The 20,370-nt window shown below is 68.5% G+C and carries 22 protein-coding genes and 2 tRNA genes; 12 read left to right on the top strand and 12 right to left on the bottom strand.

Going from position 1 to position 20,370, the window contains the following annotated elements:
* The first annotated feature begins 41 nt into the window (after positions 1–41).
* Positions 42–1,010: a prephenate dehydrogenase gene (locus AZG88_RS30170; protein ID WP_005248750.1), complete on the top strand. Its 969-nt coding sequence runs from the start codon at positions 42–44 to the stop codon at positions 1,008–1,010.
* 49 nt (positions 1,011–1,059) lie between these two features.
* Here AZG88_RS30170 and AZG88_RS30175 read toward each other — a convergent pair whose 3' ends face one another.
* From AZG88_RS30175 to AZG88_RS30185, 3 genes are read right to left on the bottom strand one after another with little or no spacing between them, the layout of a single operon-like run.
* Positions 1,060–1,647, bottom strand: coding sequence for a putative glycolipid-binding domain-containing protein (locus AZG88_RS30175; protein WP_005248751.1), 588 nt, complete (start codon positions 1,645–1,647; stop codon positions 1,060–1,062).
* Positions 1,644–2,741, bottom strand: coding sequence for a hypothetical protein (locus AZG88_RS30180; protein ID WP_025431679.1), 1,098 nt, complete (start codon positions 2,739–2,741; stop codon positions 1,644–1,646). The genes AZG88_RS30175 and AZG88_RS30180 overlap by 4 nt, the downstream gene beginning before the upstream one ends.
* Before the next feature lie 41 nt (positions 2,742–2,782).
* Complete coding sequence (locus AZG88_RS30185; protein ID WP_063886913.1) at positions 2,783–4,363, bottom strand: cation:proton antiporter; 1,581 nt, start codon at positions 4,361–4,363, stop codon at positions 2,783–2,785.
* A gap of 210 nt (positions 4,364–4,573) precedes the next feature.
* Here AZG88_RS30185 and AZG88_RS30190 point away from each other — a divergent pair, with 210 nt between their 5' ends.
* The 5 genes from AZG88_RS30190 to AZG88_RS30210 all read left to right on the top strand — a co-directional run bounded on the left by AZG88_RS30190 (position 4,574) and on the right by AZG88_RS30210 (position 7,734).
* Complete coding sequence (locus AZG88_RS30190) at positions 4,574–5,719, top strand: DNA cytosine methyltransferase (RefSeq protein ID WP_061699966.1); 1,146 nt, start codon at positions 4,574–4,576, stop codon at positions 5,717–5,719.
* 14 nt (positions 5,720–5,733) lie between these two features.
* Complete coding sequence (locus tag AZG88_RS30195) at positions 5,734–6,138, top strand: very short patch repair endonuclease (RefSeq protein WP_061699967.1); 405 nt, start codon at positions 5,734–5,736, stop codon at positions 6,136–6,138.
* Positions 6,139–6,265: 127 nt separating this feature from the next.
* The gene (locus AZG88_RS30200; protein WP_226955664.1) at positions 6,266–6,532 is read left to right on the top strand and encodes a hypothetical protein; all 267 of its coding nucleotides are present in this window, start codon (positions 6,266–6,268) and stop codon (positions 6,530–6,532) included.
* Between the two features lie 60 nt (positions 6,533–6,592).
* Positions 6,593–7,249, top strand: a complete 657-nt coding sequence (locus AZG88_RS30205; protein ID WP_156517657.1) for a class I SAM-dependent methyltransferase — start codon at positions 6,593–6,595, stop codon at positions 7,247–7,249.
* Between the two features lie 53 nt (positions 7,250–7,302).
* Positions 7,303–7,734 carry a nitroreductase family deazaflavin-dependent oxidoreductase gene (locus AZG88_RS30210; protein WP_061700059.1) on the top strand — a complete coding sequence of 144 codons (432 nt, stop codon included), beginning with the start codon at positions 7,303–7,305 and terminating at the stop codon, positions 7,732–7,734.
* A 17-nt stretch (positions 7,735–7,751) separates the two neighbouring features.
* Here the strand turns inward: AZG88_RS30210 and AZG88_RS30215 are convergent, their stop codons facing one another.
* From AZG88_RS30215 to AZG88_RS30235, 5 genes are all read right to left on the bottom strand, one after another.
* The gene (locus AZG88_RS30215) at positions 7,752–8,555 is read right to left on the bottom strand and encodes an NAD(P)H-binding protein (RefSeq protein WP_061699969.1); all 804 of its coding nucleotides are present in this window, start codon (positions 8,553–8,555) and stop codon (positions 7,752–7,754) included.
* A gap of 76 nt (positions 8,556–8,631) precedes the next feature.
* A complete protein-coding gene (locus AZG88_RS30220) occupies positions 8,632–9,945 on the bottom strand; it encodes a serine hydrolase domain-containing protein (RefSeq protein WP_061699970.1) in 1,314 nt (437 codons plus the stop codon).
* A gap of 103 nt (positions 9,946–10,048) precedes the next feature.
* On the bottom strand, positions 10,049–11,617 hold the full coding sequence (locus tag AZG88_RS30225; RefSeq protein WP_061699971.1) for an MFS transporter: 1,569 nt from the start codon (positions 11,615–11,617) through the stop codon (positions 10,049–10,051).
* Positions 11,614–12,852: a cation:proton antiporter gene (locus tag AZG88_RS30230; RefSeq protein WP_061699972.1), complete on the bottom strand. Its 1,239-nt coding sequence runs from the start codon at positions 12,850–12,852 to the stop codon at positions 11,614–11,616. Before AZG88_RS30230 ends, AZG88_RS30225 begins: the two co-directional genes overlap by 4 nt.
* Positions 12,853–12,978: 126 nt before the next feature.
* Positions 12,979–14,052 carry a D-2-hydroxyacid dehydrogenase gene (locus tag AZG88_RS30235; RefSeq protein ID WP_061699973.1) on the bottom strand — a complete coding sequence of 358 codons (1,074 nt, stop codon included), beginning with the start codon at positions 14,050–14,052 and terminating at the stop codon, positions 12,979–12,981.
* 207 nt (positions 14,053–14,259) lie between these two features.
* Here AZG88_RS30235 and AZG88_RS30240 point away from each other — a divergent pair, with 207 nt between their 5' ends.
* The 3 genes from AZG88_RS30240 to AZG88_RS30250 are packed head-to-tail and all read left to right on the top strand — an operon-like array spanning position 14,260 to position 17,209.
* Positions 14,260–15,708 (top strand): MFS transporter, encoded by a 1,449-nt coding sequence (locus tag AZG88_RS30240; protein WP_442971760.1) that lies wholly within the window; start codon positions 14,260–14,262, stop codon positions 15,706–15,708.
* Positions 15,705–16,445 (top strand): fumarylacetoacetate hydrolase family protein, encoded by a 741-nt coding sequence (locus tag AZG88_RS30245; protein WP_061699974.1) that lies wholly within the window; start codon positions 15,705–15,707, stop codon positions 16,443–16,445. The genes AZG88_RS30240 and AZG88_RS30245 overlap by 4 nt, the downstream gene beginning before the upstream one ends.
* Positions 16,442–17,209 carry an SDR family oxidoreductase gene (locus AZG88_RS30250; RefSeq protein WP_061699975.1) on the top strand — a complete coding sequence of 256 codons (768 nt, stop codon included), beginning with the start codon at positions 16,442–16,444 and terminating at the stop codon, positions 17,207–17,209. Before AZG88_RS30245 ends, AZG88_RS30250 begins: the two co-directional genes overlap by 4 nt.
* 4 nt (positions 17,210–17,213) lie before the next feature.
* Here the strand turns inward: AZG88_RS30250 and AZG88_RS30255 are convergent, their stop codons facing one another.
* Positions 17,214–18,122, bottom strand: coding sequence for a LysR family transcriptional regulator (locus tag AZG88_RS30255; protein ID WP_005248767.1), 909 nt, complete (start codon positions 18,120–18,122; stop codon positions 17,214–17,216).
* A 101-nt stretch (positions 18,123–18,223) separates the two neighbouring features.
* Here AZG88_RS30255 and AZG88_RS30260 point away from each other — a divergent pair, with 101 nt between their 5' ends.
* A complete protein-coding gene (locus AZG88_RS30260) occupies positions 18,224–18,589 on the top strand; it encodes a YybH family protein (RefSeq protein ID WP_061699976.1) in 366 nt (121 codons plus the stop codon).
* A gap of 86 nt (positions 18,590–18,675) precedes the next feature.
* On the top strand, positions 18,676–19,149 hold the full coding sequence (locus tag AZG88_RS30265) for a hypothetical protein (RefSeq protein WP_061699977.1): 474 nt from the start codon (positions 18,676–18,678) through the stop codon (positions 19,147–19,149).
* A gap of 16 nt (positions 19,150–19,165) precedes the next feature.
* Here the strand turns inward: AZG88_RS30265 and AZG88_RS30270 are convergent, their stop codons facing one another.
* The gene (locus AZG88_RS30270; RefSeq protein WP_005248770.1) at positions 19,166–19,525 is read right to left on the bottom strand and encodes an Rv2640c family ArsR-like transcriptional regulator; all 360 of its coding nucleotides are present in this window, start codon (positions 19,523–19,525) and stop codon (positions 19,166–19,168) included.
* 93 nt (positions 19,526–19,618) lie between these two features.
* On the opposite strand from AZG88_RS30270, the gene AZG88_RS30275 reads away from it, so the two are divergent.
* Positions 19,619–20,092, top strand: coding sequence for an ArsI/CadI family heavy metal resistance metalloenzyme (locus AZG88_RS30275; protein WP_025431675.1), 474 nt, complete (start codon positions 19,619–19,621; stop codon positions 20,090–20,092).
* Positions 20,093–20,151: 59 nt separating this feature from the next.
* Here the strand turns inward: AZG88_RS30275 and AZG88_RS30280 are convergent.
* Both AZG88_RS30280 and AZG88_RS30285 read right to left on the bottom strand, forming a co-directional pair.
* Positions 20,152–20,224 (bottom strand) — tRNA-Arg (locus AZG88_RS30280).
* Between the two features lie 45 nt (positions 20,225–20,269).
* Positions 20,270–20,361: transfer RNA gene (locus tag AZG88_RS30285), tRNA-Ser, on the bottom strand.
* Positions 20,362–20,370: the final 9 nt, after the last annotated feature.

A 20,370-nucleotide genomic window follows, 5' to 3' on the forward strand; every position in this document is an offset into this window, starting at 1 on the left:
CGGTAGCCCGCGGGGTGCCGGTAAATGAAGTCCGCACTCGAATGTGCCAACCTGTTCGGGTGTCTGATACCCCTTCCGCACCTCCGGTGTGCGTGCTCGGCCTGGGCTTGATCGGCGGTTCACTGCTGCGTGCGGCGGTCCGGGCGGGCCGCGAGGCGTGGGGTCACAACCGATCCGCGCCGTCCGTCGACGCCGCCCGGTCGGACGGTTTCGACGCCGACACCGATCTGGTCGCGGTGCTCCAGCGTGCGTCGGCCGAGTCGGCGCTGATCGTGATCGCGGTCCCCGTGCCCGCCGTCGCCGCCACCCTCACCGCGATCGCCCTGTACGCACCGAACTGCTCGATCACCGACGTCGTCAGCGTCAAGGCGGAGGTCGCGGCGGCGGCAGCCCGTCAGGGACTGTCCGCCCGCTACGTGGGCGGACACCCGATGGCGGGAACGTCGGCGTCCGGGTGGAGCGTCGGCAGCGCCGACCTGTTCCGGGAAGCCGTGTGGGTGGTCGGCACCGACGACGGCGTCGACCCCGCCATCTGGACGCAGGTCGCGCAACTCGCGTTGGACTGCGGTTCCGTCGTCGTGCCCGCCGAGTCCGCCGAACACGACCGGGCGGTCGCGCGCATCTCGCATCTGCCGCACCTACTGGCCGAGACCCTCGCGATCACCGGTGCCCGCGGCGGACCGCTGGCGCTGGGCCTGGCGGCCGGCTCGTTCCGCGACGGCACCCGCGTGGCCGGCAGCGCGCCCGGACTCGTCCGGGCCATGTGCGAGGGCAACCGGGACGCCCTGCTGATCGCCCTGGACGAGGCGCTGGTGCTGCTGCAGGACGCGCGGACCGAACTGGCGGACCTGTCGTCGGCGGCGACACTCGTCGAGGCCGGTCACACCGCTCGCCTCACGTACGACAACCAGGAGACGTGGGAGATCACCGGCATCGTTCCCGGCCGGGAAGGCTGGATCGACGACATGCGTGATGCGGGTCGGCGGGGAGGGCGGCTCCGCCGCCTGTGAGTGCTCGACGAGTCCAGAGACTCGTTAACCGCGCACGGGTGCGGAGCGCCTAGATCCGTTCGGCCAGGCCCGGGTAGTCGATGATGAACCCGTCGCGGTCGACGGTCACCGAGGAACTCGACACCGGCGACAGCACATGGATGCCGTCCGGACCGCTGCTGTAGGTGAGGATCGCGCCCTCGACCCGCAGGTCCAGGAGGTTCACGTAGACGACGGGGACCTCGACGTCCTCGGATCCGAGATGCAGTCCGTACCGCCGGATGGGCAGGGCGTTGAAGAACGGGCTGAGCACCATGTCGACGTCGAGGGCGCCGTCGAACGTGGACCGCTGGTGGTTGGCGCCGTGCTCCACCATCCACGTGCCCTCTTCGTCCCGGCTGATCGACATCTGCCGTTCACCGGCCGCGACGGACGTCCGCAGCGACAGCCGGCGGGTGACGCCGCTTTCGTCGGTGACAAGGTCGTAGGACGCGCTGAACGCCGGATGCTCGGGGCACTCGCCGCCGATGATCCGGCCTGCTGCCTTGATGCGGTCGCCGTTGAGCTGGACGCGCACCGATTCCATTCGGGGTGCGTTGTCCGCCCGCCACGTCAGTACTGCGGGCCAGGTCGAGGCACCGGAGGCTTGGATGCTCACCTGTCTACGGTAAGCGACGACGGCTCCCGCGGTGGCAACGGGCCGAGTTTCGTTGCAGCAGAGTTGTCGAGACTCAGTGCCCGGGCTCGTTCCGTGACCGCGATACGCGACGAGAAGACGACGAGGGCGCCGAGTCCGACCGCCACGTTCAACAGCGCCCCGAACTCCTGGGCGACGAAGTCGAACACCTCGGTGAGCAGCACCGTGACCAGGGCCGCGGCCCGCAGGAACTGCAACGGCCACAGCTTCCCGTTCCGCAGTCGCACGATGCCCGACCAGCACAGGACGAACGCGATCGCGGACCCGGTGAGCTGGCCGACCGTCGTGATGTCCGTTCCCTCGTCACCGCGGAGGTCGTCGTCGAGCGTGATCACGGCGCTGAGCAGTCCCAGGGTGGAGAACAGGGTGAGGAGCACGGCCGCAGTCCAGAGCATGCCGGGCCCCTTGGCGAAGGCGGGGGTCGCGCGCCGGGCCAGCTCCCGCGCCGTGGGCACGGTCCGGCCGTTCCGGTCCGGGCAGTGGGTGAGCAGATCCCGGACCGACGTCAGCGTCGCCTCGTCCGCGCCGGCGGCGGCCGCCCGGCGCAGCTGCGCCAGCGCCTGCTCCCGGCGTACGCGGTCCAGCCCGCGATCCAGGCCGCCCAGCGCGATGGCGGCGGCGTTGGCGACGTCCTCCGTCGGGGTCGGCGGCCGGACGTCGTGCAGCGACCGGTTGACCAGCAGCAACACGACGATCACCACGTACATGATCGCGACGGACGGCCGGTAGAAGTAGTCGTTGGACTTGGTGACGAACTTGCCGATCTCGTCGAGGAACAACCCGAACCCGATGCCGCCGATCACGACGCCCAGGACGCGCGGTTTCATCCCCAGGAACGAGAACACGGTCACCAGCGCCACGACCATGCCGAGTCCGCCCCACAGGACGTGCGCGATGTGCAGCGAGGAACCCCCGACCTGCGGATAACCGGTGAGGTGAAGGTAGGCGCGGGTGAGCAGGATCGTGACGATCCCGATGATGACGAACGCTTCGACGAGGCCGCTGCCCTGGGCGTCGCGCAGGAGGTGCGGCCGGTTCCGGAAACCCGAGATCATGACGCCTCCCTGTGTTCCCACCTACAGGAAGTCTAGGACTCTCAGTGGTGGAAAGTCTGCGTGTTGCTCGCGGTGGAGAGGCGGTCGAGGCGCTCGAGGACGCGGTCGACGACGTGCGGGTCCTGACCCTTTTCGTTGCGGGCCCGCAGCACTTCGCCCTGCGCCGCTACCAGTGCCCGGTGTTGCAGCGACCGCAGTTCGTCACGGCGAGTCTTGAGTTGTTGGATGCGCTGCCAGTACTCCGGCGAGTGGGTGCCCGGAGCGGAGTCCTCTTCCAGGCGGTCGTAGAGGGCCTGGAGCCGGGCCACCGATTCGGGCGGCAGCGTGGTGGGCGCGGACGTCACGACCTCGAGCGCGGCGTGCCGGGCTCGCTCGACCAGTGCCCGCTCCTCGGCGTCCTCCGCGTCGGCGACACCGGCGACACCGAGTGCCTTCACCAGCCACGGCAGGGTGAATCCCGGAATGACCATGCTCATCACCAGCACGACCGCCGCGATGACGACGGCTTCGGAACGCCACGGGAAGTCGGCGACCGGGAGGCTCAGCGCCAACGCCAGGGTGACGAGGCCGCGCATCCCGCACCACGTCATGACCAGGGCTTCGGCGGGGGTGCGGGGTGCGGAAGAGGCGTTGTCCTCGTACCCGCGGATGTACAGATACGTGACGCCCATCCAGAGGGCGCGGACCACCACCAGCACCACTCCGATGACGACGCCGTGCAGCACCATCGTCCACAGGTCGCTGCCCGCGTCGTCGACGATCTGCCGGAACTCCAGACCCATCAACCCGAACGCGATGCCGGTGACCAGCAGTTCGGCGACGTGCCAGAACGAGGCACTCGCCAGGCGGTCCTCGGCGTCCACCTCGGAGTCGGCGGCGCTCATCTGCACCGCGGCCACCACCACGGCGATGACCCCGGACGCGTGGATCTCCTCGGCCAGCAGGTACACGACGAACGGGATGACCAGGGTCAGTCCGCTGCGGCCGGGGACGTCCACGATCCGCACGACCAGCCACGAACCCACCCAGCCGGACGCGAGCCCGATCAGCACCGCCGCGACCGCGGTGTACAGGAAGTGCAGCACCTCGAAACCGAAGTGCAGGTCTTCCCCGGCGATCGTCGCGGCGAGCGCCGCCTGGAACGCGACCAGCGCGGCGGCGTCGTTGAACAGACCTTCCGTCTGCAGGACGCCGACGAGCCGGCGCGGGATCCCGACCGGTTCGGCGACGGCCTCGACCGCCACCGGGTCGGGTGGGGCCGTCATCGCGCCGATCGCGATGGCCGCCGCCAGGGTGATGCCGGGCACGAGCGCCCAGGCCGTCCACGCGACGGCGGCTGTCGTGACGATGACCAGGCCGACGGAGTGGACGACGATGGTCTTCCAGCGGTCGACGAACATCGCCCACGACGTCCGGCGGGCGAGCGCCCACAGCAGCGGCGGCAGGAACAGCGGCAGGATCAGTTCGGGTTCGAGTTCGACGTGCGGGATGCCTGGGACGAACGCGGCACCGGCGGTGACGATCGTGAGCAGTACCGGCCAGGGTGCGTGGAATCGGTCACCGAGGCCGACGATCAGGACTGTGACGAGCATGAGCCCGATCACCACGATCAGCTGATCCACGCTGGGGACGCCTCCTCGGCTCAATTCTTCTACCCGGTCGTTTGCCCGCGAAGCAGCCTGCCATATGTGGCTTCGCCACCCGTGAGTACTTATTAACCGCCCGCCGTTGACAAGTACTCACGGGTCGTTGGTCAAAGCGGGCACAGATCTCGAGTAACGTTCTCGGGTGACTGGTTCGTGAGGAAGGGTGCCGTGACGTCAACCGGGAGCATGGTGGGCCTGTTCGCCGGTATCGGCGGGCTCGAGTTGGGTCTGAGAGAGCACGGCTGGAACACCGAACTGCTCTGTGAGATCGACCCGGGCGCCCAGGCGGTTCTGCGTACCCGATTCACGGACGTCCCTGTGCATTCCGACGTCACCAAGCTGCGTTCCCTCCCCCAGGACATCGAACTCGTCGCCGCCGGATTCCCTTGCCAGGACCTCTCGCAGGCCGGCCGGACCGCCGGTATCACGGGTTCGCGTTCCGGCCTCGTCGACGAGGTGTTCCGGTTGGTGAAGCGGAAGAAGGGTCCGCGCTGGCTCCTGATCGAGAACGTGCCGTTCATGCTGCAGCTGGGTCGCGGGGCGGCTATGAGGCATATCACGGACGCCCTCGAGGACCTCGGCTACACGTGGGCATACCGGGTGGTCGATGCGCGCGCGTTCGGACTCCCCCAGCGCCGTCAGCGGGTCCTGATGCTCGCCTCGCGCACCGAGGACCCCCGCGCAGTGCTGTTCGGTGAGGACGCCGGGGAACGCCCCGTCGACGACCACGCCGACTTCCCGTGCGGTTTCTATTGGACCGAGGGCACCCGCGGTCTCGGCTGGGCGGTCAACGCGGTCCCCACGCTGAAGGGCGGTTCGTCCGTCGGTATCGCGAGCCCACCCGCCGTGCGACTGCCGTCGGGCGAGATCGTGACCCCCGGACTCGTGGACGCCGAACGCCTGCAGGGCTTCGACCCCGACTGGACGGCGCCCGCCGCGTTGGTCCCCGGGCTTCGGAACAGTCATCGGTGGAAGCTCGTCGGCAACGCGGTGAGTGTGCGGATGGCGTCGTGGGTCGGTCGGCGTCTGCTCGAGCCGGCAGACTACGAGCGGGGCATCGAGACGCCGATGAAGCCCGGCGACGCGTGGCCGGTGGCGGCGTGGGGCAGCAATCGTCAGGCGTTCCGCGTGCACACCTCGACGTGGCCGGTGCAGGAGCCGTACGAGGATCTCAGCGGATTCCTGGACGACACCCGGCTGCTGTCGGCGCGCGCGACCGCCGGCTTCCTGAAGCGGGCGCGGATGGGAAATCTGCGTTTCGTTCCCGGGTTCATCGACGACGTCGAGAGCCACCTCGACCGCATGGGCGGCTTCCCCGAGGCCGCCGCGTAGCGGACGGACCCTCGATGCCCGCCACCGATCCCGGAACCAGCGCCCGGATGCGGGCGCAGCGGCGTCGCGACACCGCACCCGAACTCGCACTGCGCCGGGAACTGCACCGGCGCGGGGTCCGGTACTACGTGGACCGGGCGCCGGTGAAAGGCGTCCGGCGGCGCGCCGACCTGGTGTTTCCACGACGGAAGGTGGCCGTGTACGTGGACGGGTGCTTCTGGCACAGCTGCCCTCAGCACGCCACGTTCCCGAAGAACAACGCGCAATGGTGGGCCGAGAAACTCGCCGGGAACGTCACCCGCGATCGTGACACCGACGCGAGGCTGACCGACGCCGGGTGGACGGTGGTGCGGATCTGGGAACACGAGAATCCGGTGGTCGCCGCGGACAGGGTCCAGGAAGCTCTGGACGACGCGTGACCCCACTTCGCCGGCGGTGGCAGGTCGAGGTGTTCAATTTTCCACCCCTAGGGGTATGGTCGCCCGCCACGGATCGGTGCAGGATGGTGTCATCAGCAACCATTCGGACCACCTTCGGAGGAGCATGATGATCCGCCGAATCGTCGCGGCGGCCTCCATTGCTTTTGCAGCAGCGGCCGTCCCACTCGTCGGTCCGGTGCCGTTTGCCGTGGCTGCACCAGGCGACACCTACATCAGCAATCCCCCAGCCAACCCGACGGACCAGAGTTTCTGCGACGACCAGGCCGCCCTCGCCAACAACCTCTCCGCGAAGGGCGATTTTGCGCGTGCCGACGGGGTCGTGTCGGCCGCGAACATGAGCGGTTGCCGCATCTACACGTTCCCCAGCCCGTAGTCGGCTGCCGTTCCGGCAACGGGATTCCCGGTTCCACGGGCCGGCGGCCACAGTGGGAGCATGACCCACGAGCAGGCACCGGACATGACCGACTTCTTCAGCCAGGAGTTCTGGGACGAGCGCTATCGCTCGACTACCGCGGTGTGGAGCGGCAATCCCAACCCGCATCTCGTCGAGCAGGTCGGGGACGTGTCACCGGGCAATGCCCTGGACGTGGGCAGCGGCGAGGGCGCCGACGCGATCTGGCTGGCGGCCCGCGGGTGGAACGTCACCGGAGTGGACGTGTCGACGGTGGCGTTGGAACGCGCCGCCGAACGGGCCGCCGCAGCCGGTGCCGACATCGCGGACCGGACGACGTGGGAGCAGGCGGACATCCTGTCGTGGGAGCCGCCGGCCCGCCGATTCGACCTGGTGTCGGCACATTTCATGCATCTGCCGGGACCTGCCCGCGAGGCCCTGCACCGTCGCCTGGCCGGAGCGGTCCGCCCCGGCGGGCGGCTTCTCGTCGTCGGGCATCACCCGTCCGATCTGGAGACGTCCGTCGGGCGCCCCAATGTTCCCGACATGCTGTTCACACCGGAACAGGTCGCTGCCGTACTGGACGCCGCAGAGTGGGAGATCCTGGTGTCGGCGGCGCCCTCGCGTGAGGCGCGCGACCCCGAGGGCCGGCCCGTCACCATTCACGACACCGTTCTGCACGCGGTTCGCCGGGCCTGACGACGGTCTACTGTGTGGGCACGATCTGTTCCGAGTGCCGAGACGAGGACGCCGTGGCCGACTTGTTCGTGAAAGCCCTTCAGCTGCATCAGTTCGTCTACGAACGCAGCGGCGGATGGGTGGGGCATCGGTTGCTGTTCGGGATGCCGACCCTGCTGCTGCACAGTGTCGGCCGCAAGCCGGGGCAGCCGCGCACGTCCGCGTTGACGTACGGCCGCGACGGCGCACGCTTTCTGGTCGTCGCGTCGAAGGGTGGTGCGCCCACGTCGCCCGCGTGGATGCACAACGTGCTGGCCGCGCCGACCTGCGAGATCCAGGTGGGCCGCGACCACATCACCGTGGCGGCGCGGAAGGTTCTGCCGGGCGACCCGGATTACGAGCGGATGTGGGCGACGATGAACGCGATCAACCACGGCCGGTACAGCGACTATCAGAAGAAGACGGACCGGCCGATCCCCGTCATCGCGCTCACCCCGACCCGCTGACTCGGCCGGGTACGACCTCAGCGGAACTCGTCGACGTGCGCCGACGCCCACTGCGCGAACGCGGTCGCGGGGCGTCCGGTGAGTTGCTCGACGAGTCGGTTCGCCTGCTGGGGAGCGTCGACCAGGCCCGCCATCCCCTCCAGGTACCAGCGTGCGTATTCCCCCATCGCCGGCGTCAGGACGTCGACGGCCTCGTCCAGCGACACCTGCCGGTACTCGATGTTCCGGCCGAGGGCGGCGCCGAGTTCTCGGACGAGGTCGGCGCGGGTGATCGTCTCGGGACCGGTGAGTTCGTACGACGCGCCGACGTGCCCGTCCTCGAGGAGAGCGACGGCCGCGACCTCGGCGATGTCGTTCATGGCGATCGGCGCGTTCGCCGCCGTCGGGTACGGCTCACGCACGGTGTCTCCCGCGGCGATCTGCGGTGCCAGGACTCCCGCGTTCTCCATGAACTCGCCGGGCCACAGGTGCGTCCACTCGATGCCGGACGCTTCGACGGCCCGTGCGACGTCACCCCAGTGGCCGTCGTGGGGGCCGGACAGGTCGACGACGTGCCGGACTCCGGCCTGCTTCGCCAGGGCGAGCGCGTCCGGGGCGGTGTCGGGAGTCGGTGCGAGGTAGAGGGAATCGACGCCCTCGAACGCCGCGGGCAGGCTTGCGAGTCTGCGGAGGTATCCCTCGACGACGGTGACGGAGTCCGGAAGTTGTGCCTTGTCAGGATGATTCGTGAGGGCCCGGACGTCCGTCGCACCCCGCGCGAGCAGGTGGTCGACGAGCATTCTGCCGATGTTCCCGGTTGCCCCCGTCACGAGAATCGTCATGCCCTGCACGCTACCGGCGCGGGCGGGCAGGTGAGTGGCAAAGTGTGCTCGCGCACGCTTTGCCACTCACATGGGGTCAGCTGGTCGGCGGGGCGGACGTCGAGGACGTTGCCGGGGTCTCCGAGGGCGTCGGCGTGGCCGGGGACGACGCGTCCGGATTCTGCACTCCGGCGCTGAGCTTGTAGACGTGTTCCGGCGAGATGATCTCCGTGACGGCGCCCGCCAGCGCCGTGCTGGGTTCGCTGCCCTGATAGGGGACGTCGGTGTTGATCATGATCGCGAGCGTGGTTTCCTGCTCGGGCAGGTAGACGCACACCGTCTGGTACCCGGGGAGGCTGCCGTTGTGCCCGACCCAGCCGGCGACGTCGAAGATGCCCAGGCCGTAGCCCACGTCCGATGCCAGACCCGGTGCGTTCACCGTCTCGAGCCGTTGCGCCTGTGTGGCCGGCTGCAGCAGTGTGCCGGTGGCCAGCGCAGGGGCCCAGATGTGCAGGTCGTCGAGGGTCGAGATCATCGCGCCCGCCGCCCATCCCCAGGACGGATTCCAGTTGGTGGCCACGGCTTCCTTGTCGTCCAAGGTCTGCTCGGTGTAGCCCTGCGCGTGCGGTTCGGGGAACGCGTTGGTGGTCGGGAAGCTCGTGCCCGCCATCTTCAGCGGCTGGACGATCTTCTGCGTCACGTACTCCGGGAGCGGCAGTCCGCTGACCTTTTCGATGACAAGTCCCAGCAGGGTCGTGTTCGTGTTGGAGTACTCGAACCCCTGGCCGGGCGGGAACGTCGCGGGTTGCGCGAACGCGTAACCCAGGAGTTGTTGCGGGGTGAACGCGGCCTGCGGGTCGCTGAGCAACGCCTTCTGGAAGTCCTCGTTGGCCGAGTAGTTGGCCAGCCCGCTCTGCATCCGGGCGAGCTGACGCAGCGTGATCTGATCACCCAGCGGCACGCCCTCCACGTACTTCGAGATCGGGTCGTCGAGCGCTACCTTGTCTTCGTCGACCAGTTGCAGCACACCGGTGACCGTGAACGTCTTTGTCACACTGCCGATTCGGTGGTAGAAATCGGTCTCCATCGGCGCGCCCGTCGTCTTGTCGGCGACACCGAACGCCTTCACGTAGTTGCCGTCGGGGCCCCACACGCCCACTATCGCGCCGGGAATCGCCGCCATCGACATCGTCTTCTCGATCGCCTCGTCGAGTCGGTCCGCGACACCGGGGTCGATCTGCGCGTCCGCCCCGGCGTTGGGTGATCCCGTCTGCGTCGTCGTGGAGGTGGCGGAGGTGTCCGTGGAGGACGAGTCCTCGGAGCACGCCGCAGGCACTACCAGCAGCAATGCCGCTGCGGCCGCCGCGAGGCCTCGTCGCCGATTCGTCCTGGTCACGACCTGAGCTGTCATCGTGCGTCCCGTCGTCGAGGTGCCCCTTTCGGGAACTTACTCCGCGACCGCCGGGCGAATGTACCTTTCGGCGCTTCCGAGGCGACCGGCGGTACATTCGCCCCTACTGCGCTCTCTCGGTCGCGTATTCGGCCAGCAGCCGCTTCTCCTTCTCCCGGTGCGGGTAGAAGAAGAACACCACCACGGCCCCCGCGCACACCACCAGGATCGCGGCGAGGTAGGCCCGATCGTCGCCGTCGAGGAAGGCATTGCGGGCGGCCGCGATGATCTGCTCGGCGTACTGCGGATAGCGTTCCGCGAGCACTTCGGCGCTGGAATACGACTTCGTGAGCGCCGCTTGGGTTTCCGGGGTGATCTGGCTCGAGTCCGGCGACGAGGCGATCGTCGCCGACAGCGACTTCGCGTAGCCGGCGGTGAGCACCGCTCCGAGGATCGACTGCATGATCGCGCCGCCGAGGTCGCGTTGCAGGTCGGAGGTGCCGGACGCCATGCCCGCCCGCGACACCGGCACCGAACCGGTGAGCGACCGCGACGCCGGGGTGCCCGCGAACCCGACTCCGATGCCGACGAACGCGTATGCGAGCGCCACCCACCAGAAGGTCGCGTCCTCGTCCCACCACACCAGCGCGACAAGCAGTCCGAGGACGACGAACAGGTAGCCGAGCAGCAGCGTGAACCGGGCGCCGTGCGATTCGACGAGTTTCGCGGAGCGGGGTGCGACGACGACCATCGCGACCGCCGCCGGGATGATCGCGGAACCGGCGGCGAGCGTGGAGTACCCGAGCACGTTCTGGAGGAACTGCTGCCCGATGAACATCGCACCCATCAACGCGCCGAACACGATCACCCCGCCGACGGCGGCCACCCAGAACGTCGGTCGGGCGGCGACGTGCAGATCGAACAGGGGGTGCGCCGCCCGCCGTTGCTGCAGGAAGAACGCGGCTCCCGCGGCGAGGGCGATCAACCCGAGACCGACGGCGAGCGCCCCGGCGCCGTCGACAGGTGCGAAATTGATCGCGAGGATGAGGGCGGCGATGAAGACGACGGAGATGATGCCGCCGAGATTGTCGACGGGATCGGTCGTCTCGTTGACGTGGGCGGGCACCCACAGGATGGCCGCCACGAGGGCGAGACCGGCGAGCGGAAGGGTCACGAGGAACACCGAGCCCCAATGGAAGTGCTCGAGCAGCGCGCCCGACACGATCGGCCCGAGCGACGAGATCGCGCCACCGAGGGCCGACCAGAGTGCGATCGCCTTGGTCCGGGGCGGCCCCGACCACAGCGCGGTGATGATCGCGAGGGTGGTGGGGAACGCGAGCCCGGCGGAGACCCCGCCGAGAACGCGTGCGAGAAAAAGTATTTCGAAGTTCCCGGCAAATCCCGCGATCGCCGACGCCGGCAGCGACAGCGCCATGCCGAGCACCAGCATCTGCTTGCGCCCGTAGCGGTCGCCGAGCGCCCCGAGATAGAGCACCGACGCGGCGAGCCCGAGGGAGTACGCCACGGCGACGAGGTTCAGCTGCGTCTGACTCGCGTCGAAGGCGTGCCCGATGTCAGGCAGTGCGACGTTCGCGACCGACAGGTTCAGGTTGGCGACGGCGGCGACGAGGATGAGGGTCGAGAGGATCAGCGTCGCTCGGGCCGGCGCCTGCGTCGTTTCGGTTCGAGTCACTGTCTGCTCCCGGGGTTCTCGTCTCCTCGTGGGCCCGCCGTGTCGGCCGCCGGTTCGGGGCTCGGCGCGAGCAGCGACGCGGCGAGCGGGAAGAGGAGGACGGTGATCGCGCCTGCCGCGACGAGCACGGAGGCGTTGGCCGACGTCATGTCACCGGAGTCGACGGCCACTCCGGTGACGGCCACGATCAGCGGCAGACCCGTTCCCGCGTACAGCGCCAGCTGGGTGCGCTCGCGGACGGTGAAGGGCGGATCCGTGCCGTCGACACCCCGGTCGAATCTCCCGGCGAAGTAGACCGGGCCTGCCCGCACCAGCAGGATCAGCAGGACGAACGCGATCAGGACGCCGGGTTCCGACGCCACCGCGGCGACGTCGATAGCCATGCCGGACGTCACGAAGAAGATCGGGATCAGGAACCCGAACGCCAGGCCGTCGAGCTTCGTTTCGAGTGTTTCGTCGCCTTCGGGTGTGGCCCGCCGCAGGATGAACCCGGCCGCGAAGGCACCGAGGATCGTGTCGAGACCGAACGACGCCGCGAGCACGGTGAGTGCGACGAGAAGCAGCATGGTCAGCCGGACCGTGGTCTGCGACGTCGTCTCCGATCCCGACCGGATGATCGCGGTGATCCGGGAACCCTCCCGCCGCACGCGGGCGGGGATGAACGCGACCAGCACCGCCGCGGCCGCGAACAGTCCGAGGACGACGATGGACGCCACCGACCCGCGGGAGCCGAGCAGAACAGCCATGGCGACGACGGGTCCGAGTTCGCCGAACGCGCCGTGATTGAGGATCGTCCTGCCCAGCCGGGTGTCGAGTGCGCCCGCGTCCCGGAGGATCGGGAGCAGCGTGCCGAGCGCCGTCGACGTCATGGCAATGGCCACCGCGGTTCCGGCGTCGACCACATGGACGAGGCTCAGCAACGACACCACCGCGAACGCCAGGGCAAGCGAGACCACCCACGTCAGCAGGGCCCGTCTGCCGCCGCGACCGGTGATCTCGGCCGTGTCGATCTCGTACCCGGCCAGCAGGAAGAGCAGACCCAGCCCCAGGTCGCGCAGCAACTCGATCTCGCTGCCCTCGACGGCCAGGTCGAAGACGTGCGGGCCGATGACGATCCCGGCGGCGAGGAGAAGTACCACCTCGGGCACCAGCTTCCGGGGAAACAACCCGGCGAGCAGTGGGGCGATCACGGCGCATGCGACGATCCAGAACAGCGAGGCGCCCACGGAAGGCATGCATCACCCCGTCTCTCGAACACCCGGACACAGCACTGCGTTCGAGCCTCACAGAGCCCGGACGACGAGACATCATCCGTGAGGGATGAACGCCGCCGGCGCGCCGCCGACAAACAGGCGGAAGCGTCAGTAGAACTCGACGGTGTCGACGCGGTTGATCAGCTCCTCCCCGTCGAGGAACCGGGTGGCATTGCGCGCGAACAGTTCCGCGATGAGGCGATCTTCCGCAGGGTTCAACGCTGCGGTGTGCGGGCTGACCAGCACGTTCGGGTGAGTCCACAGCGGACTGCCCGACGCCAGGGGCTCGGACGCGAACACGTCCAGCGCGGCGAATCCGACCCGCCCGTCCTCGATCGCCGCGGTCATGGCGATCTCGTCGACGACGGTGCCCCGGCCCACGCTCACCACCGTCACGCCGGGTTTGACCGCGCCGAATACCTTTGCGCTGACGAGGCCTTCGGTGGCGTCGGTTCCGGGAAGCGTCACGACGATGCCGTCCGCGTCCCCGACCACGTCGGCCAGCCGGTCGGGGTGCACGATTTCGTCGACTCCCTCGATCGCGGTGTCGCGCCTGCTCGTTCCCACGACGGTGGCGCCGAGGGCCTTCAGTTTCAGTGCCGTCGCGCGGCCGATGCTGCCCAGCCCGACGATGACGATGCGCTGCCCGGCCACGGTCCCCATGGCCCAGCGGCCGCTCCACACCTTGTCGCGCTGCTGGGCGAGGAGGCGCGGGAGGGTCTTGGCACCGGCCAGCAGGCCGAATACGGCGAACTCGGCCAACGGCTCCGCGTGCACACCGGCGGAGGTACTGAATGCGATGCGGGCGAGTTGCTCGTCGGTGAGGCCGGCCGCCTTCACCTGGGCCCCGCCGCCGGCGGGCATCGTGTGCACCCAGCGGAGTTGGGGGTTGACGCCCGCCGTCCTGGTCAGCGCCGCGGGAGTCTCGTCGGGCACGCCGTACAGGGCTTGCGCCGAATCGACCAGGTCGTCGAAGGCCTTCTGCTGCTCCGCGGTCCGGGAGAACGACGGATCGCCGGAGTGATCACCCGGGAATCGGGAGGGCGGGAGCAGATCCTGCTCGCGGATGAAATCGATGCGCGGTTCCGCCCGAATGACGAGACTGATGAGCTCTTCGCTCACGGGGGTCGCGGCGACTACGCGGAGTCGCCCGTCGAGTGGCTTCGAGTCGTGTGCGCTCACTGCAGATTCCTTCGTACGGGCCGATTCTGACCATATGTTCAGAACAAAAACTCTGCACTAATCATGTGATTCAGTCAACAGTTTCAGTTATGTATGACAAATTGCCGTCTTCGCGGTATCGTCCTCGGCACGCCAGTGACCTGGGTCACTACACCGAACTGTTTGTGACCGCGCTCGACGTGGTCCCCTCCCACAACGGAGCAGAAGATGTCCCCAGAATCGAAGATTCAAGTAGGCGCGGACTCGAAGATGCCGGAAGGCAGCAGTGAATCCACCCGACCGGTGCGCGCCTCCGACGACCCGGAGTACGCCGCGAACCTCAAACGCGCGACGCTCGCCAGTTCCATCGGCAGCGCGCTCGAGTACTACGACTTCGCCCTGTACGGCCTGGCGTCGGCGCTGATATTCGGCGAGCTGTTCTTCCCCGCAATGGGTGCGTCGGCCGCGCTGATGGCCAGTTTCGGCACGTACGCCGTCGGCTTCCTCGCCCGTCCCGTCGGCGGCCTGTTCTTCGGCGCCCTCGGTGACCGCCTCGGACGCAAGGCCGTCCTGATGATCACGATCGCGATCATGGGCGGTGCGAGCACGCTGATCGGCGTCCTGCCCACCGGCGCACAGGTGGGCATCTGGGCCCCGATCCTGCTGGTCGCGCTGCGACTGCTGCAGGGCTTCGGCGCCGGAGCCGAGCAGGCCGGTGCCACGACGCTGATGGCGGAGTATTCGCCCACCCGGCGCCGCGGATTCTTCTCCGCACTCCCCTTCGTCGGGATCATGGTGGGCACCCTGATGGCGTCCGGGGTCTTCGCGATCCTCGGCCAGATCGACCGTGACCTCCTCCTCGACTGGGTGTGGCGGGTGCCGTTCCTGGCGTCCGTCTTCCTCATCGCGGTCGCCGTGTTCATCCGGCTCCGAATGCAGGAGAGCCCCACGTTCATCAAGCTGGAGAAGCAGGATCAGATCAGCGAGAGCCCGTTCCGGGAGCTGATCGGCAGCTCGATGCCCAGCGTGCTCCGCGGCATCGGCCTCCGGATGGCCGAGAACGGCGGCTCGTACATCTTCCAGACCCTCGGCATCAGCTACGTGACGACGGTGGTGGGTGTCAGCAAGTCGATCGGACCGCTCGCCATCGCCTGCGGCGCCGCCATCGGCATGCTCGTCATCCCGATCTCGGGCGCGCTGTCGGACCGCTTCGGCCGGATGCGGGTGTACCGGTTCGGTGCGGCCCTGCAGCTCGTCCTCGCGGTCCCGTCGTGGTGGCTGCTCTCGCTCGGCAGCCCGGTTCTCGTGGTGGCAACGCTCGCGGTCAGCTACGGGATCGGCGTCAACGTGATGCTCGGTGCGCAGTGCGCGGCCCTGCCCGAGCTGTTCGGAAATCGCCACCGCTACATCGGCGTCGCGGTCGCCAGGGAGACGAGCGCCATCCTCGCCGGCGGCATCGCCCCCTTCGTCGGGGCACTGCTGCTGTCGCTGCTGAACAACTCGTGGGTGCCGCTCGCGATCTACGTTCTGGTCCTCAGCGTCATCACGTTCGCCACCACGTTCGTGACACCCGAAACCCGGGGCCGCGACCTCGGGCTCGCCTGGGACGCGATGGCCGACCCGGTCCACGGACCGGATGCCGTTACCACCGAGTCGAAGGATCGGGTCGACGCATGAGACTGGCCCGGATCGCCACCGACTCGGGACCGCGGCCGGTGTGCCTGCGCGACGGTCGCTGGCACGAGGTGGCGGATTCGTACGCCGACACCCTGACGTTCACCGGACCCGCACACGACCTCGACGGCGCACGCCTGCTCGCGCCCGCCGAACCGCGGGTCCTGCTCGGGATGGCCCACAACGGCGCACCCGGAGATCGTGACCTCCCGTTGCAGGCGTTCATGAAGTCGACGCGCACGGTGATCGGCCCCGAGGATCCGATCGTGGTCGACGAAGGGCTCGGGCAGGTGAACGTCGAGGGCGAGCTGGCTGTCGTCGTCCGCCGCACGTGCCGCAGGCTTCGCCCCGAGGACGTGCCGTCCGCGATCCTCGGATACACGATCGGCAACGACGTCACCGCCGTCGAGCAGACAGCGTTGGACGACAAGCTCACCCAGGCCAAGCACGGCGACGGTTTCACCCCGCTGGGACCGTGGATCGAGACGGATCTCGATCCCGGGGACGTGCCGATCGCCGTGCACGTCAACGGCGTGACGGTGGCCGAGGCGTCCACGCGGCAGCTGGCCTGGAACGTGTCCGAGCAACTGGTGCATCTCACCCGGTATCTGACCCTCGGGCCGGGAGACGTCGTGCTCACGGGTTGCCCGTTCACGCTCGGCCCGGTCAAACCGGGTGACCGTGCCGAGATCACGCTCGACGGTATCGGCACGCTGGCCAACCCGGTGCGTGCGCTGTGAACCTCTTCGATCTGTCCGGGCGCATCGCCCTGGTCACCGGTTCGAGCCGGGGAATCGGCTACGCCCTCGCGCGGGGCCTGGCCGAGGCGGGCGCCACGATCGTCCTCAACGGGGTGTCGGCCGACCGCCTCGCACAGGCACGTGATCGCCTCCGCGAGGAGTTCGGCGAGGCACGTGTCCACGCGTACGCGTTCGACGTCACGGACCCCGAGCGGGTGACCGACGCCGTCGAGCGGATCGAGTCGGAGGTCGGGCCGATCGAGATCCTGGTGAACAACGCTGCGCTGCAACACCGTCAGCCGCTGCTCGACGTCACCCTCGAGGACTGGAACAGGGTTCTCACGACCGACCTCACCAGCGCCTTCCTCGTCGGGCGGGCGGTCGCACGGTTCCAGATCGCCCGCGGGAGCGGGAAGATCGTCAACGTCTGCTCGGTGCAGAGCGACCTGGCCCGGCCCACCATCGCGCCGTACACCGCTGCGAAGGGCGGACTGCGGAATCTGACCCGTGCGATGACGGCCGAATGGGCGTCGTCCGGGCTGCAGATCAATGGCCTCGCGCCCGGCTACATCCACACCGAGATGACGCAGGCCCTCGTCGACGACACCGAGTTCGACGAGTGGCTCCGTGGCCGCGCGCCGGCAGGCCGGTGGGGCACCCCGGACGATCTCGTCGGTCCCGCGGTGTGGCTGGCGTCGGACGGATCCCGGTACGTCAACGGTCAGGTGATCTTCATCGACGGGGGGATGACCGCGGTGGTGTGAGGATTCACCCGCCGACCGCGGCCGGTTCGGTCTGCAGCTCCCCGAAGGAGCGGCGGGTGTGCAGGACGAGTTCGCGGAGCGCGGGACCCCCGAGACTCTTCCAGACCAGCGCGAGCACGGCGGGGATGTCCACGTCGTCCAGTGCGACCGCCGTCAACCGCCCTCGGTAGTCCGTCGCCATCGACTCGCTGAGGATCGCGACCCCCAGTCCGCGGATCGCGAGGTCGGCGACGGCGTCGGGCGCGCTCGCCTGCAGGGCGATGTCGGGGCGGAGGCCTGCGGCCGCACACGCCTGGTCGAAGACCGTCCGGATCCCCGTTCCGGTCGGCATACATACGATCGCATGGTTGCCGAGTTCGGCCAGGGTGACGCGCGAACGCCCGGCCAGCGGGTGCCCGGGTGGCACGGCCGCGACCAGCCCCTCGCTGATGATCGGGAACGCGTCCAGGCCCTCCGGCGGGGCGGTCGCGGTGCCGACGAGAGCGAGATCGATGGCACCGGCACGGACCCGTTCGACGAGGCGGTCGGAACTGTCCTCGGTCAGCGTGATCTCGATCCCCGGGTGCGCGACATGGAACGCGGACAGCGCGTCGAACAGCGGCTTCACCGTGCAGGCGGTGACCATCCCGACGACGAGCCGGCCCCGGATCAGCTGGTTGACGTCGTCCACGGCCTGCCGCATCGACTCCGCCGACGCGAGCGCCGCGCGGGCGTGCACGAGCGCTGCCTCCCCCGCGGACGTGAGCGTCGCGGTCCGGCTCGACCGGTCGATCAGCGTGGCGCCGAGGTCGTGCTCGAGCTGCCGGATCTGCGCACTGATCCCCGACTGGCTGATGTGGACGCGTTCGGCGGCGCGGGTGAAGTTCGCTTCCTCGGCGACCGCGACGAAGTACTCGAGCTGCCTGAGTTCCATAAGCGTTGATTCTAGTATTCAGCAGAACGATCTGTTGGACTTCCGGTTGTGGGCCCACCATCCTGGGAAGTGGCAGCAGTTCACCCACGAAAGGATTCCCGGTGCCCGACTACGAGAAGGCCCTGAACCCCGAAGATCTCACCCGACTGTTCGTCGAACGCAGCAATGCCGGCGACGCGGCCGGAGTCGCCGCCCTGTACGAGGAAGATGCCGTCATGGCGTATCCGCCCGGCGGCCGGACGGTCGGCCGGGCAGCCATCCAGAAGTTGTGGGAGTCGGTGCTCGCGAACGCGCCGCATTTCGAACCGGAGACCCCGCTCCCCACACTGATCAGTGACGACATCGCGCTCACATCCACTCCACCGAAGGACGGATCCGGTGCGCGGGCGCAGGTCGTCCGCAGGCAACCGGACGGAACCTGGCTCCGACTGCTCGACCAGCCGGAGTTCGTCCCGCCCACCAGCTGAGGTCGCGGCTGCGCCGGCCCCTACACGGCATGAACTTCGTTGTCCACCATTGCATCTGCATTCGGATCGGTGGGACTATAGGGGTCATGCGCAGACCGCGTTGGCCGGCAGTAGCACCACCCACAACCGGAGGACACCGGGTGCACGGCCCCCTGCTCCTCACGGCCGAAGACCACCTCACGCTCGAGCTGTTCGAGGTGGTGGCGTTCCCGGACGGCCTCCACCTCCGGATGGCGCTGACCGCGACGGGCAGGCCCGCGGAGCTGGCGCAGTACGAGACCCGCTCGCTGTCCGACCCCGACGATCCCTCGACGCGGTGGTCCTATTTGTCGGTGCGGGCGCGGGTCGACGACATCGAGGGCGAGGCCGACCCCTACCATCCGGCGGCGGCGGCGAAGCCGTGCCGGAGCGGGCCACCCGAGTACCGCACCGAACCGCATTACTGGCTGGACGCGATACCCACGTCGGGATTCATCGCGGTCACCGCAGGCTGGCCGCGGATCGGTCTCGGTTCGACCACCACCACGATCGGCCTCGAATCGAGCACGCGAACGTCGTGACCGGTCCCGGTCGCCGTCAGGTGCAGCAGTTGGGGTCGAGGACCACCCGCAGTGCGTCGAGGGCGTCCGTCCGCGCACTGTAGAAGACGTTCATGCCGCGACGGACGGGCTGGACCATTCCCGCCTTCTTGAGCTGGCCGAGATGGTGACTGACGGTCGATTCGGACAGCCCCACGCCGGTCGCGAGATCGCACGTGCACACCTCGCCGTCGCTCGCGGTCAGCAGGATCGACATCAGCTTGATGCGGACGGGGTCGGCGAGCGCCTTGAGGCGCAGCGCGAGGTGCAGGGCGGCCTCGTCGGTCATCGGGGCGGCCGAGACGGGCGCGCAGCAGATCGGTGCGGAGACATCTACGACCGGCAACGTCTTGGGCATGATTCCATCCTCCCAGCTTCTTGACATATGTCAAAAAGGTGGGATTCTGTGAATGTAAGAAATTCGACATATGTCACATAGGTGGAGGTTGCCATGTCCCGCGCCCAGCTCGCCCTCAATGTCGACAATCTGGAGGAAGCAGTCACGTTCTACTCGAAACTGTTCGATACCCAACCGGCAAAACTGAAGCCGGGATACGCGAACTTCGCCATCGCGCAGCCACCCCTCAAGCTGGTGCTGCTGGAAAACCCCGGCAAGGGCGGCACCATCAATCACCTCGGCGTCGAGGTCGAATCGAGCGCCCGGGTGCACGAGGAGATCGCGCGACTGACCGGGGAAGGCCTCTTCACCGACGAGGAGATCGGCACCACCTGTTGCTTCGCGACCCAGGACAAGGTGTGGGTCACCGGCCCCGCCGGCGAGAAGTGGGAGGTCTACACCGTGCTCGCCGACTCCGACACATTCGGGTCGAGCCCCCGGCACCTCGACGCCGACGCCGAGGGAGCCACCTGCTGCGGCACCGCCGCGGACGGGGAGAAAGCCACCGCGGGCACGTCCTGCTGCTAGATCGCCCGACAAAGAGAAACCCCGCCACCTGCATCACGGCAGTTGACGGGGTTTCTTTGTGCGCCCGAAGGGATTCGAACCCCTAACCTCTTGATCCGTAGTCAAGTGCTCTATCCGTTGAGCTACGGGCGCATGTTCTTCAGTTGTCTAGCTTGCACCGGCCGACTAGGCCCGGTGTGGCGGAGGCGAGAGGATTTGAACCTCCGGTCCCTCGTAAAAGGGACAACTCATTAGCAGTGAGTCCCATTCGGCCGCTCTGGCACGCCTCCCTGGGGTGG

The organism is Rhodococcus sp. LB1, from assembly GCF_001583455.1.
Taxonomy (GTDB): Bacteria; Actinomycetota; Actinomycetes; order Mycobacteriales; family Mycobacteriaceae; genus Rhodococcus_F; species Rhodococcus_F opacus.

Coding starts and splice junctions, on each gene's coding strand:
- AZG88_RS30195 (WP_061699967.1), top strand. CDS start 5,734: ATGCCCGCCACCGATCCCGGAACCAGCGCCCGGATGCGGGCGCAGCGG.
- AZG88_RS30180 (WP_025431679.1), bottom strand. CDS start 2,741: ATGATCTCGGGTTTCCGGAACCGGCCGCACCTCCTGCGCGACGCCCAG.
- AZG88_RS30240 (WP_442971760.1), top strand. CDS start 14,260: ATGTCCCCAGAATCGAAGATTCAAGTAGGCGCGGACTCGAAGATGCCG.
- AZG88_RS30170 (WP_005248750.1), top strand. CDS start 42: ATGTGCCAACCTGTTCGGGTGTCTGATACCCCTTCCGCACCTCCGGTG.
- AZG88_RS30245 (WP_061699974.1), top strand. CDS start 15,705: ATGAGACTGGCCCGGATCGCCACCGACTCGGGACCGCGGCCGGTGTGC.
- AZG88_RS30205 (WP_156517657.1), top strand. CDS start 6,593: ATGACCCACGAGCAGGCACCGGACATGACCGACTTCTTCAGCCAGGAG.
- AZG88_RS30200 (WP_226955664.1), top strand. CDS start 6,266: ATGATCCGCCGAATCGTCGCGGCGGCCTCCATTGCTTTTGCAGCAGCG.
- AZG88_RS30275 (WP_025431675.1), top strand. CDS start 19,619: ATGTCCCGCGCCCAGCTCGCCCTCAATGTCGACAATCTGGAGGAAGCA.
- AZG88_RS30220 (WP_061699970.1), bottom strand. CDS start 9,945: ATGACAGCTCAGGTCGTGACCAGGACGAATCGGCGACGAGGCCTCGCG.
- AZG88_RS30190 (WP_061699966.1), top strand. CDS start 4,574: ATGGTGGGCCTGTTCGCCGGTATCGGCGGGCTCGAGTTGGGTCTGAGA.
- AZG88_RS30215 (WP_061699969.1), bottom strand. CDS start 8,555: ATGACGATTCTCGTGACGGGGGCAACCGGGAACATCGGCAGAATGCTC.
- AZG88_RS30270 (WP_005248770.1), bottom strand. CDS start 19,525: ATGCCCAAGACGTTGCCGGTCGTAGATGTCTCCGCACCGATCTGCTGC.
- AZG88_RS30265 (WP_061699977.1), top strand. CDS start 18,676: ATGCGCAGACCGCGTTGGCCGGCAGTAGCACCACCCACAACCGGAGGA.
- AZG88_RS30255 (WP_005248767.1), bottom strand. CDS start 18,122: ATGGAACTCAGGCAGCTCGAGTACTTCGTCGCGGTCGCCGAGGAAGCG.
- AZG88_RS30230 (WP_061699972.1), bottom strand. CDS start 12,852: ATGCCTTCCGTGGGCGCCTCGCTGTTCTGGATCGTCGCATGCGCCGTG.